The organism is Phenylobacterium sp., assembly GCF_024508875.1.
GTDB lineage: Bacteria > Pseudomonadota > Alphaproteobacteria > Caulobacterales > Caulobacteraceae > Phenylobacterium.
Map to the genome: position 1 here is coordinate 1 of NZ_JANINU010000032.1, position 11,762 is coordinate 11,762.

Consider the following 11,762-nt stretch of genomic DNA (forward strand, 5'->3'; position numbering starts at 1 on the left):
CGGCTCGGCGGCGGCGCCGCGCCCGGCGCCCGGCGCGCCGAGGTGCGGGTCGGATCGGGAGGGAGCGCCTGCCGAAGGACCAGCAGCGCGGCCTTGAGGTCCGGCGCCATGGGCCGTCCGGCGGCGAGGTTGGCTTCGAGGAACAGGCCGGATTGTGCGACCGCCGTGCGGATCGTCTCGGCGGTGGGCGGCCGGTCGGTGGGCGCCTGGAAGGCCAGCACCCGGGCGATGGCGGCCTTGAGCGCGGGCGGCAGGGCGGGCGCGTCCAGCGCCCGCGCCAGGTCGGCGAAGATCGGCCCCATCTGGTCCTGGCGGCCGGCAGCCTCCGTGCGGGCGCCGGCGAGCGCCCGTTCGACCTCCGACATCGCCGGGGCGGGCACGTCGGGAAGGCTCACATGGGCGAGGGCTGCGGCGAGGCGAGCCTCTGCCGGCATCGCCGGCTGGGGCAGGGGCGTCGGCAGCCCGGGGCGCAACGGGTCCATTGCGCCAGGCTAGGCGGCGCCGATGAAGCCAGGCTTAAGGCGTCCTAAAGCTCGCGGCGCAGGATCTTCGCGAACTGTTCGGGATCGATGTTGCCGCCCGACAGCACCAGCCCAAGCGCGCCGGCGCCCCTCGTGTCGACCTTGCCGGCGAGCAGGGCCGCCAGGCCAGCCGAGCCGCCGGGCTCGACCACCAGCTTGAGCACCGTGGCGGCGTAGCGCACCGCCTCGGCCACCTCCGCGTCAGTCACGACGGCCACGTCGGACACCGTCGCCTGCAGGATCGGGAAGGTCAGTTCCCCGGGACACGGCGTCTCCAGCGCGTCGCAGAGCGTGCGATGGGTTGGCGTCATCGGCGTGCGGACGCCGGCCACAAGCGACCGCTTGGTGTCGTCGTAACCCTCCGGCTCGGCGCCGATCAGCCGGGTGTCCGGCGACAGGGCCTTCACCGCCGTGGCGACGCCGGCGAGTAGGCCGCCGCCACTGCAGGGCGTCATGACGATGTCCAGCTTGGCCCCTCGCGCCTCCGCCTGCCGGACCAGCTCGAGACCTGCCGTGCCCTGGCCTGCGATGATGTGCGGGTCGTCGAAGGCCGGCACAACCACCGCGCCGCGCTCTTCCGCGATGGCGGCGGCGATCTTCTCGCGGCTTTCGGTCAGGCGGTCGTAGAACTTTACCTCGGCGCCGTAACCGGCGGTGGCGTCCGCCTTCACCTTGGGCGCGTCGGCGGGCATCACGATCAGCGCCGGGATCCCCAGCAGCTTCGCCGCCAGCGCCACACCCTGGGCGTGGTTGCCGGAGGAGAAGGCCACGACGCCACGCTTCTTCTCTTCGTCGCTGAGCTGGACCAGTCGGTTGTAGGCGCCGCGGAACTTGAACGCGCCGACCCGCTGCAGCGTCTCCAGCTTCAGCAGCACGCGCAGACCCAGGCGCTTGTTCAGCGCGGGGCTCTCGACCAGGGGCGTCTCGATGGCGACGCTCCGGATGCGCTCGGCGGCGGCCTCGATGTCGGCCAGGGAGACGGCGAGGCCGGTCATTTCGCGAACACCATGCTGTTGTCGGCGAAGGCCTTGAACTCCAGCGCGTTGCCCGACGGGTCCAGGAAGAACATCGTCGCCTGCTCGCCCGGCTGCCCCTTGAAGCGGATGTTGGGCTCGATGACGAACTTCGTGCCCGCGGCCTTGAGCTTCTCGGCCAGGGTGTCCCATTGCGGCAGGGTCAGGATGGCGCCGAAGTGGCGCACCGGCACGTCGTGGCCGTCCACCGCGTTGGTCGAACGGTGACCAACCTCGTCCGGCGAAAGATGAGCGACGATCTGGTGGCCGTAGAAGTCGAAGTCCACCCACTCGGGGCTGGAGCGGCCCTCCGGGCAACCCAGCAGGCCGCCGTAGAAGGCGCGCGCCTCGGAAAGGTCGCGGACGGGGAAGGCGAGATGGAAGCGCGGGATGTCCATGATCGCTGGAGATAGCGCGCAGGGGTCTTGAGGGCGAGGCCCACTTCGTCTAAAGCGGCGCCGCATTTCGATCTCCGCGCCTTTGCCGAGCACCTGTCGAAGGGCTTGGGCGCGTTCTCCGGGCAGGTCGGGAGATCGTATCCAGATGGCCAATGTGACCGTGATCGGCGCCCAGTGGGGCGACGAGGGCAAGGGCAAGCTCGTCGACTGGCTTTCCAACCGCGCCGACGTCGTCGTCCGGTTCCAGGGCGGGCACAACGCCGGCCACACGCTGGTCGTTGGAAACCAGACCTACAAGCTGTCGTTGCTTCCGTCGGGCGTCGTGCAGGGCAAGCTGTCCATCATCGGCAATGGCGTGGTCGTCGATCCCTGGCACCTGCTGAAGGAGATCGGCCAAATCCGCGAGCAGGGCGTCGACATCACGCCCGACATGCTGGTGCTGGCCGACAACGCCTGTCTCATCCTGCCCATCCACCGCGACCTCGACCAGGCGCGCGAGGCGGCGGCGACCAACAAGATCGGCACGACCGGCCGCGGCATCGGGCCGGCCTACGAGGACAAGGTGGGCCGCCGGGCCATCCGCGTGGCCGACCTGGCCGACCGCGAGGCGCTGGAAGCCAAGATCGACCGCCTGCTCGCGCACCACACGCCGCTGCGCCGCGGCCTGGGCCTGCCCGAGGTGGACCCCGCCGGCCTGCTGGCCGAGCTGGAAGCGATGGCCGGCAAGATCCTGCCCTACGCCCGTCCCGCCTGGCTGCTGCTGGACGAGCAGGTGAAGGCGGGCAAGCGCGTTCTGTTCGAGGGCGCGCAAGGGGCTCTCCTGGACGTGGACCACGGCACCTATCCCTATGTGACCTCGTCCAACACTGTGGCCGGCCAGGCTGCGGCGGGCTCGGGCCTGGGGCCGAAGGGGCCGGGCTATGTGCTCGGCATCGTGAAGGCCTACACCACGCGGGTCGGCGAAGGCCCGTTCCCCACCGAGCTTTTCGACGACGTGGGCAAGCACCTGGGGACCGTCGGCCGCGAGTTCGGCACGGTGACCGGCCGCGAACGCCGCTGCGGCTGGTTCGACGCCGCCCTGGTGCGCCAGTCGGTGGCGCTGAACGGCATCGCCGGCATCGCGCTGACCAAGCTGGACGTTCTGGACGGCCTGCCGACCCTGAAGATCTGCACCGGCTACCGCCTGAACGGCCAGGAGATCGGCTACCTGCCGGCCGGCCTGAAGGCCCAGGGCCAGCTCGAACCGGTCTACGAGGAAATGGAAGGCTGGTCGCAGACCACCCAGGGCGCCCGCTCGTGGAAGGACCTTCCCGCCAGCGCGGTGAAGTATGTCCGCCGCATCGAGGAGCTTATTGGCGCGCCCGTCGCCTTGCTGTCCACCAGCCCGCAGCGCGACGACACCATCCTGATGCGGGACCCGTTCCAGGACTGATGCGCACCTTGGTCGCACCGCCGTATCAAACGATCCTTTACTCATGAACGGGTAGAACGACCGCCGACAGGTGGGAGCTAAGCCTTTGTTCGACGGCGACAAACGCATCATCGACAAGATGGGGCCGAAGCTGCGTCGGGTGCTGATCGCCGATCCGCAGCCGGCGAGCGCGCGGATGTTCAGCGAACTGATGCGCGACATCGCCCACAGCCACGTCTGGATCGCCGGCAATACCGAGCGGGCGATGAAGATCGCCGAGACCTGCGATCCGCAGATCATCGTGGTCGAGCTTGGCGACGAGCGGGTGGACGGCCTCGGCTTCGTGCGCAGGCTGCGCCGCTCGAACTGGTCTTGCCGCAAGGCTCCGGTCATCACCATCACGGGCGCAGCGACGGCCGGCATGATCCTGGCGGCCCGCGACGCCGGCGTGCACGAGTTCCTGCGCAAGCCCTACAGCATGAAGGACCTGCTGCGCCGGCTGGAGGCCGTGACCCTGCGCGAGCGCGACTGGGTGGAAGGCGTCGCCTACATCGGCCCCGACCGCCGCCGGTTCAACTCGGGCGACTATGCCGGTCCGCTGAAGCGGAAGACGGACGGCTCGGTCACGCCCTACCAGCAGAAGATCAACCAGGCGCTGAAGATCATCCGCGCCGCCGTGGCCGCGGTCGAGACCGACCCCCAGCAGGCCATGCGCGCCATGCTGGCCCAGGCGACGACGCTGCAGTCCATCGCCACCGACTTCAAGATGACCCTGGCCGCCTCGGAATTCTATCGCCACCTAACGAAGGCGGCGAATGCGGGCGCCATCCTGACCCGCGAGGACGCCGAACGCTGGGCCACGCCGATGCTGGTCTTCCTGCCCAAGGACGCCGACTCCGACCGCGGCGTGGACGTCGAAGCCGCGTAGAGTTCGATGGCCACGGCGCCCTAGGGGGCGATCGCCAGCGGCGCGCCGGCGGCCGGGTCGAACGCTTTCCAGTCGAGCCCAAGCGCCTGCAGCGCCGTCGCCGCGACCTGGCTGGACGAGGCGCAGCCCGCGAGCTTGCCGCCCCGCGCGATCCCCGGACCGATGGCCGCGATCCAGGTCTCGTTCGAGCCTGGGACCTTGCGCCCGTGGTCCCTCCAGCTCGCGCCGCCCGACGTGCCGCGGCCGTGGTCGGTCGTGACGATCAGCGTGGTCGGCGTAGTCCGGATTGCGCGCCGGCGCCGCCGTGCGGATCGCCGACCTCGCAGCGCGGTTCGGCACGTCCACCGAGACCATTCGGCGCGACCTGGACCAGCTCAGCCAGAAGGGCCTGATCAACCGCACCTACGGCGGCGGGACGCCGCCCCTGTCGCTGGAGCCGGGCGTTAGCGAGCGCCATCGCCTGCTGGCGGAGGAGCGGCGGCGGATGGCGGTGGCGGCGGCCGAGGCGATCGGCACCGGAGACGTGGTGATGATCGACGCCGGGTCCAGCACCCTGCACCTGGCCAATGTACTGTCCAGCCTCAACCGCCGGATCGTGGCGATCACCAACGGCCTGCCGGTGGCCGAGGCGCTGGGCAAGGCTTCGCAGATCCGCGTGGTGGTCTGTCCCGGCGAACTCAACGCCGCCCAGGGTGCGACCGTGGGGCCCGAGACCCTGAAGTTCCTGTCGCGGCTCAACGCCGACCGGGCCTATTTCGGCGCCAGCGGCCTCACGGTGGATGGCCCCACGGAAGCCGAGTCCGGCATGGCCTGGGTCAAGCGGGCGATGATCGAGCGGGCGGGCGAGGCCGTGCTGCTCGCCGACCGCTCCAAGTTCGGCGTGCGGATGATGGAGGTGGTCTGCCCGCTGGGCGACCTGCGCGCCGTCGTGACCGACCAGGCGCCGGACCAGGCCCTGCGCGATGCCCTCACCGCGGCGGGCGTGGACATCAAGGTGGCCTGAGGCCTACGGATTCTGCCGCTTGAGTTCGACGCGGAAGGCGGCTTCCTGCCTGACGTAGAACGCCTTGCAGCCGGCCGGGTCGACGAAGGCGTCCGACTTGCCGGCGTCCAGGGCCTTCTTCTTGGCGGCCATGTCGAAGAAGCCGGCGTGCGAGGCCAGGAAGACGTCGCACGGCAGCGCCTTCCAGGTCGCGAAGCTCTTCTCGTAATCCGCCGTCTGGCCGGGGTAGGTCTCCTGGCGGCCGATCTTGTAGCCGGGCAGGACCGAGGACGAGCAGTGGACCTGCGCCTGCCGCACCTTGCCCGCCACGGTCACCGGGAAGGTCCAGGTGGTGCAGCCCTTGGTGTGGCCGCCCGTGACGTGCGCGGTCAACGTCCAGCCGCCTAGGCCGACCTGCTGGCCGTCCTTCAAAGTCACATCCGGCTTCACAGGCTCGTAGTAGAAGCGCTCGCCCTTGAGGAACGGATCGCCCCGTCCCCCGGCCGCGATGATCGGGCCGTCGGCGGCGCTGGCGTAAAGCCGCGCGCCCGGGGCGGCCTTCTTCAGCGCCGCGAGGCCCGCGGCGTGGTCGAAGTGCTGGTGGGTGTTGAGCAGGACCTTCACCTTGGCCGGGTCGAAGCCCAGCGTGCGGATGTTGGCCACGATCTGCTTGCCGGTCTCGGCGTCGCCGCCGTCCAGCACGATGAGGCCCGCCTTGGTAGCGATCAGGTAGGCGGCGTAGTCGACCGAGCCCACGTAGTAGAGCCCATCGCCGATCCGGAAAGGCGCGGTCGGCGCATCCGGAGCCTCGGCCGACACGGCCGGCGAAACGAAAGCGGCCGCCCCAAGGACGGCCGCGGTCAGAATTCGGTGCAGGCTGAACTTCACGAAGGTCTCGCTAGCGCGGGGCCAGGATCATGATCATCTGACGGCCCTCCATGCGGGGCTCGTACTCCACCTTGGCGACCGGCTCGAAGTCGGTCTTCACCTTCTGGAGCAGCTTCATGCCCAGCTCGGGGTGAGCCAGTTCGCGACCGCGGAAGCGCAGGGTGATCTTGACCTTGTCGCCTTCCTCGAAGAAGCGGTGCATCGACTTGGCCTTGACCTCGTAGTCATGGATATCGATGTTCGGACGGAGCTTGATTTCCTTGAGCTCCACCACCTTCTGCTTCTTACGCGCCTCGTTCTTCTTCTTCTGTTCCTGGAACTTGAACTTGCCGTAGTCCAGGATCTTGCAGACGGGCGGATCCGCGGTGGGCACGATCTCCACGAGATCGAGACCAGCCTCCTGGGCGGCTTCGATGGCGGCCGACGTGGGCATGACGCCCTGCTTCTCACCGTGCTGGTCGATGAGCAGGACGCGGGGAACGCGGATATCTTCGTTCATGCGCGGCCCTTCCTTGACGGGCGGCGCTTGCATGGGGCGGCGAATAGGCAGTGCTCCGGAACTGTTGAAACGCAAAAGACGCCGGTCGGCGCGAGGCGCCCCGGTCGTCCTGATCAGTATATGACGCGCGGGGCGTTCTGTATCAAGGCGCGCCGGTGGTGGAGGGGGCCAAAGAATTCGCGGCCTGCGCCACTTGCGCCACAGGCAGTTCGGCGAGGTTCTCGGCCCGAAGGATGGCGACGCGGCCCCGAGGCGCCGAAAGCGCCGGGTCAGATGCTTTGGAGAACAGGACGATCGTCGGCGCCCCGCCGGCCGCGGCCAGGTGCAGCGGGCCGGTGTCGTTGCCCACCGCCAGCGCCGCCTTGGCGCCCAGGATCGCGATGGAGGCGAAGTCGGTGCGGCCGGTCAGGTCGCGCGCCCGCGGCGTCGCGCGCTGGATCACGTGGGCCAGCTCGGTCTCCTGCGGGCCGCCGACCACCACGATGTCGAAGCCGCGGCCGTAGAGGATGCGCGCGAGCTCCGCGTACTTCTCGACCGGCCAGCGCTTGTCCATGCGGTGCGCGGAGCCGCCCGGCACGAAGATCACGTAAGGGCGGGGCTTGTTGGCGCCCGGCACCGGCCGCTCCGGCGGCGCCAGCTTCATTACCCAAGACAGGTCCGGAGGCGGCGCCGCGCCAGGCTCGGTGGGCGCGTCCTCCCAGATGCCGGCGTACATGAGTTGGTCGGCCTGGCGCTCCAGGGTGTGCATGCCGTTCCGCAGCGGGTTCCGATGCGGCAGCGAACAACCGAAGGCGATCCCCGACCAGGGCGGCGGGCTGGGCCGCAGCAACTGGAAGATCCGGTTCGAATGGGCGGAGGTCTGCAGATCGTAGACGCGGTCGTAGTTCGCCGCCTTGATCCGCTTCCGCAGGGCCATCCATTCGGCGAACGATTCAGGTCGCCCCCCGGTGTCCACGGCGTTGAAGTAGGGGCAGGTCTTGGCGAGCGCCTCGAACGGCGGGGTGGTTAGCAGGGTGATGTGCGCCTTGGCGTGGGCCTGGCGGATCTTCTTCATCGCGGCCAGCGCCAGGACGAAGTCGCCCAGGGCCGACAGTTTGATGATCAGAATGCGTTCGACGTGGCGCGGCATCAGCGGCGCGCCTCCAGCACGCGTTCGTAGGCCGCGAGGGTCTGGGCGCACATGGTCTCGGCCGAATAGAGCTGGCGGGCGCGCTTGCGGCCGGCTTCCCCCATCTCCAGCCGCTTGCCGGGGCCCAGGTCGATGGCGCGGGCGATCGCGTCGGCCCACGCGTCGGGATCTTCGACCGGCGCCAGCCAGCCGGTCACGCCGTCGAGCACGGTCTCGGTTACCCCGCCGTGGTTGGAGGCGATCACCGGGCGACCCATGGCCTGGGGCTCGACCGCCGCGCGGCCGAAGCTCTCGGGCACGTTCGTGGGTAGGATGGCGAAGTCGGCCAGCAGATAGGCGGCGGGCATGTCGTCCCAATGGCCGACCAGCTTCACCGCATCGCCCAGGTCTGCCGCGTCGATGGCCGCCTGCACCTCGGCGGCGTAGCCGGTCCGGCCCTGGTGGTCGCCCGCGAACAGGATCTGGAAGTCGCGCCGGCCCTCGACCGCGAGGCGTCGGGCGGCCTCGACGATCATCAGGTGGCCCTTGATGCGCGTCACCCGGCCGGCAAGCAGGATCTGGGTGCGGTGGTCGGCCGGCGGCAGCCCCCAGGCGGCGCGCAGGGCATCGATGCGGTTCGGGGTGACGAAAGTCGGATCGAAACGCTCGAAGTCGATCCCCCGCGGGATCGTCACCAGCTTCGCCGGATCGATCCTGTGCTCGGCCAGCACATGGTCGCGTGTGTAGTCCGAGTTGGCGATCACCAGGTCGCCGCGGGTCATCACCGCATTGTACCAACGCTTCAGCGCCGACTGGGCCTTGTATACGCCATGGTAGGTGGCGACGAAGGGCGTGTCGGTCGCGTGTGCGGCCCAGAGAGCAGAGAAGGCCGGCGCGCGGCTGCGGGCGTGGACGATGGAGACGTTCTCCTGCCGGATGAGCGCCACCAGCCGCGCGGCGTTGCCCAGCATTGTCAGCGGGTTTTTCGTCTGCACCGGCATCTGCGCCAGCCGGCCGCCGTCGGCCTGCAGCCTTGCGGCCATGCGTCCGCCGCGCGTCGCCACCAGCGCCGTGCCGCCCGCGCGGACGACGGCCTGGGCCACGTCGATCGTGCTCTGTTCCGCGCCGCCGGTCTCCAGTTCGGGAATGACCTGCAGCAGGGTGAAGTCGGGGGGAAGCGACACGCGCCTTCTCTAACCTGAGTTGCCCCCTGCTGCTATGACGCACGCATGAGCGAGATCAGCGGTTTCCTGGACCGGCCCGGCAGTGCGCGGCTGGCGTGGCGAATGGTGGAGGGCGCGGGCCCGACGGTGGTCTGGCTTGGCGGCTTCAAGTCGGACATGGCCGGAACCAAGGCTCAGGCGCTGGCCGACTGGGCTTTGGAAAAGGGACGGGCCTTCGTGCGGTTCGACTACTTCGGCCACGGCGAGTCCTCCGGCGATTTCCGGGACGGCACGATCACCCGATGGCGCGAGGACGCCATCGCCGTGCTGAACGAGCTGACCGCCGGCCCGCTGGTGCTGGTGGGCTCGTCGATGGGCGGCTGGATCTCGTGCCTCGTCGCCCTGGCCATGCCGCAGCGGATCAAGGCCATGCTGCTGATCGCGCCCGCTCCGGATTTCACCGAGACGCTGATGGCCCCGGAGATTCCGCCGCAAGGCCGGGTCGACCTGGAGCGGGACGGCGTCTGGCTGCGGCCATCCGACTACGGCGACCCCTATCCGATCACTCGCCAACTGCTGGAGGACGGCGCCCGCTGGTCGATCCTGGGCGGCGAGCCGATCCCGATCGAGGCGCCGGTGCGCATCCTGCAGGGCGGCGCCGACTCCGACGTACCCTGGCGGCACGCGCTGGAACTCGCCCAGACACTGAAGGGCGAGGACGTGGTCTTCACGCTGATCAGGGACGGCGACCACCGCCTATCCCGCCCGCAGGACTTGGCGCGGATGATCGCGGCGGTGGAGGAACTGAGCTAGCCGCCCGCCGCCAGGATCGCCGCGAGCCCCTCGCGATACGTCGGATAGGTGGGTCGCCAGCCCAGTTCGGCCTTGGCCAAGGCGTTCGAGACGCGCTTGCTCTCGGCGTAGAAGCGCATGGCGGCGGGCGAGAGGCGGGCGTCTTCCAGCCGGACCTCGGGCGGCGGCGTCATGCCCAGCAGCCGCGCGGCGTATGCGATGACGTTGCTGTTGGGCGCCGGCTCGTCGTCGCACAGGTTGTAGGCCGCGCCCGCGCGGGGCCGGGCAATGGAGGCTTCGAGTCCCGCCGCGAGGTCGTCGACGTGGATCCGGGAGAAGACCTGGCCCTCGGCGACGATGCGCCGGGCGACGCCCTCTCGAAGCCGGTCGAACGCCGAGCGGCCCGGGCCGTAGATGCCGGGCAGCCGGAACGCACACACGGTCAGGCCCATTCCGCGGCCCACCTCGAACCAGTCGCGTTCGGCTCCCACGCGGCGGGCACCTTCGATGGACTGGGCCGCCAGCCGACTGCTTTCGGTCACCCAGCCGCCGCGCCGGTCGCCGTAGACGCCGGTCGTCGAGAGATAGCCCGTCCAGTCCGGAAAAGCGCCCGCCTCGGCGAGAGGGCCGACCAGTGCGTTCATGCCCGGGCAGCCCTGCGGGCCGGGCGGGGCGGTGATGAGCAGGGCCTGGGTCCGCGCCAGCGCCTGGGTGATCGCATCGCGATCCAAGACATCGACGCCCTGGTGACCGTCGGCCGCGATCCGCGCGGCGGCCTCCGGTCCGCGAAAGGTCGCGACGATCTCCCAGCCCTTGGCCGCCATCCGCCGGGCCAGCGCCCGTCCGGAGAAGCCATAGCCGAAGAGGAAGAGCCGCAACCCCGGCGCCTTACTAAAGCAGCGCGTTGATGGCCTTGCGCGCCGCGTCGGCCAGGTCGGGGCGGGCGAGGGCGAAGGCGACGTTGGCGCGGAGCAGGCCGATCTTGTCGCCGCAGTCGTAGGTGGTCCCCTCGTACTCGAGGGCGTGGAAGTCCTGTTTCTTCATCAGGTGGAACATGCCGTCGGTGAGCTGGATTTCACCCCCCGCGCCGCGCTCCTGGGTCTCGAGGATTTCGAAGATCTCAGGCTGCAGGATGTAGCGGCCGGAGATGAACAGGTTGGACGGCTCCGTCCCGGGCGCGGGCTTCTCCACCATCCCGGTCATGCGGTTCAGGCGGCCGTCCTGGCCATCGAGCGCGACGATGCCGTACTTGTGGGCCTCGCCGGGCGGGCAAGGCTCGACGACGACCACATTGCCGCCCTTCTGCTCATAGGCGTCGACGGCCTGCGCCAGGGCGGCGCGCTTCGCCATCATCAGCATGTCGGGCAGCATGACCGCGAAGGGCTCGTCACCGATGACATGGCGGGCGCACCAGACCGCGTGGCCGAGGCCCAGCGGCGCCATCTGGCGGATAAAGCTCATCTGCCCCGGCTCGGGCAGGTCCCGGCGCAGGTCTTCCAGGATGTCGGTCTTGCCCTTGGCGGCCAGGGCCTGCTCGATCTCGGGGATAGCGTCGAAGTAGTCCTCGATCGCGGCTTGGCCGCGGCCGACGATGAACACGATGTGCTCGATCCCGGCGGCGCGCGCTTCCTCGACGATGTAGCTGAGGATCGGTCGGTCGACGACGTTGAGGAGGTTCTTCGGCGTGGTCTTGGCGCCTGGGAGCACCCGAGTCCCGAGGCCCGCCACCGGCAGGACCGCCTTGCGAACGCGCTTCCCCATCAAATCCTCCGCATACTGTGTTCCGCGTTCCCTAATGCGTTGCGCCGACGGTCGGCGAGAATTTTTGGTGACGAGGGCACGATCACGATTTTGAGATCGCACGAAGTTGTGTAGGGTCGCGCGGTCGGGGATTCACCCCCACGGGGAGCCAACTCAATGAACCTTCGCATTCTGACGATCGCCACCGCCGGTGTCATGGCTCTGAGCCTGGCTGCCTGCCAAAAGAAAGAAGAAGCTGCTCCGGCCGCCGACGCCGCCGCTCCGGCCGCTGACGCCGCCGCTGCTCCGGCCGCTCCGC

13 protein-coding genes are annotated in these 11,762 nt (G+C 69.7%); 4 read left to right on the plus strand and 9 right to left on the minus strand.

The genetic code is table 11. From position 1 onward, the window contains the following. The 3 genes from Q0L11_RS03435 to Q0L11_RS03445 form a co-directional block, all read right to left on the minus strand. Positions 1-482 (minus strand): hypothetical protein (locus Q0L11_RS03435; RefSeq protein ID WP_296595449.1); only part of this gene is annotated, 482 nt, incomplete at its 3' end. A 44-nt stretch (positions 483-526) separates the two neighbouring features. Beyond that, a complete protein-coding gene (locus Q0L11_RS03440; protein WP_296595450.1) occupies positions 527-1,516 on the minus strand; it encodes a threonine/serine dehydratase in 990 nt (329 codons plus the stop codon). After that, positions 1,513-1,932, minus strand: a complete 420-nt coding sequence (locus Q0L11_RS03445) for a VOC family protein (RefSeq protein ID WP_296595451.1) — start codon at positions 1,930-1,932, stop codon at positions 1,513-1,515. The genes Q0L11_RS03440 and Q0L11_RS03445 overlap by 4 nt, the downstream gene beginning before the upstream one ends. A 145-nt stretch (positions 1,933-2,077) precedes the next feature. On the opposite strand from Q0L11_RS03445, the gene Q0L11_RS03450 reads away from it, so the two are divergent. The 3 genes from Q0L11_RS03450 to Q0L11_RS03460 all read left to right on the plus strand — a co-directional run bounded on the left by Q0L11_RS03450 (position 2,078) and on the right by Q0L11_RS03460 (position 5,274). Next, positions 2,078-3,364, plus strand: coding sequence for an adenylosuccinate synthase (locus Q0L11_RS03450; RefSeq protein WP_296595452.1), 1,287 nt, complete (start codon positions 2,078-2,080; stop codon positions 3,362-3,364). 85 nt (positions 3,365-3,449) lie between these two features. After that, positions 3,450-4,271 carry a response regulator gene (locus Q0L11_RS03455; protein ID WP_296595453.1) on the plus strand — a complete coding sequence of 274 codons (822 nt, stop codon included), beginning with the start codon at positions 3,450-3,452 and terminating at the stop codon, positions 4,269-4,271. A gap of 286 nt (positions 4,272-4,557) precedes the next feature. After that, a complete protein-coding gene (locus tag Q0L11_RS03460; RefSeq protein ID WP_296595454.1) occupies positions 4,558-5,274 on the plus strand; it encodes a DeoR/GlpR family DNA-binding transcription regulator in 717 nt (238 codons plus the stop codon). Between the two features lie 3 nt (positions 5,275-5,277). Here the strand turns inward: Q0L11_RS03460 and bla are convergent, their stop codons facing one another. The 4 genes from bla to Q0L11_RS03480 form a co-directional block, all read right to left on the minus strand. Beyond that, positions 5,278-6,141 (minus strand): subclass B3 metallo-beta-lactamase, encoded by an 864-nt coding sequence (bla, locus tag Q0L11_RS03465; protein WP_296595455.1) that lies wholly within the window; start codon positions 6,139-6,141, stop codon positions 5,278-5,280. 10 nt (positions 6,142-6,151) lie between these two features. After that, on the minus strand, positions 6,152-6,673 hold the full coding sequence (gene infC / locus Q0L11_RS03470; RefSeq protein ID WP_296595456.1) for a translation initiation factor IF-3: 522 nt from the start codon (positions 6,671-6,673) through the stop codon (positions 6,152-6,154). Positions 6,674-6,782: 109 nt separating this feature from the next. Further along, the gene (locus Q0L11_RS03475) at positions 6,783-7,769 is read right to left on the minus strand and encodes a glycosyltransferase family 9 protein (RefSeq protein WP_296595457.1); all 987 of its coding nucleotides are present in this window, start codon (positions 7,767-7,769) and stop codon (positions 6,783-6,785) included. Beyond that, positions 7,769-8,932, minus strand: a complete 1,164-nt coding sequence (locus Q0L11_RS03480; protein WP_296595458.1) for a glycosyltransferase family 4 protein — start codon at positions 8,930-8,932, stop codon at positions 7,769-7,771. The genes Q0L11_RS03475 and Q0L11_RS03480 overlap by 1 nt, the downstream gene beginning before the upstream one ends. 45 nt (positions 8,933-8,977) lie before the next feature. On the opposite strand from Q0L11_RS03480, the gene Q0L11_RS03485 reads away from it, so the two are divergent. Further along, complete coding sequence (locus tag Q0L11_RS03485) at positions 8,978-9,724, plus strand: alpha/beta hydrolase (RefSeq protein ID WP_296595459.1); 747 nt, start codon at positions 8,978-8,980, stop codon at positions 9,722-9,724. Here Q0L11_RS03485 and Q0L11_RS03490 read toward each other — a convergent pair. Then, positions 9,721-10,581 carry an SDR family NAD(P)-dependent oxidoreductase gene (locus Q0L11_RS03490; protein WP_296595460.1) on the minus strand — a complete coding sequence of 287 codons (861 nt, stop codon included), beginning with the start codon at positions 10,579-10,581 and terminating at the stop codon, positions 9,721-9,723. The genes Q0L11_RS03485 and Q0L11_RS03490 overlap by 4 nt on opposite strands. Positions 10,582-10,594: 13 nt before the next feature. After that, the gene (locus Q0L11_RS03495; protein WP_296595461.1) at positions 10,595-11,464 is read right to left on the minus strand and encodes a UTP--glucose-1-phosphate uridylyltransferase; all 870 of its coding nucleotides are present in this window, start codon (positions 11,462-11,464) and stop codon (positions 10,595-10,597) included. Between the last annotated feature and the right edge of the window lie 298 nt (positions 11,465-11,762).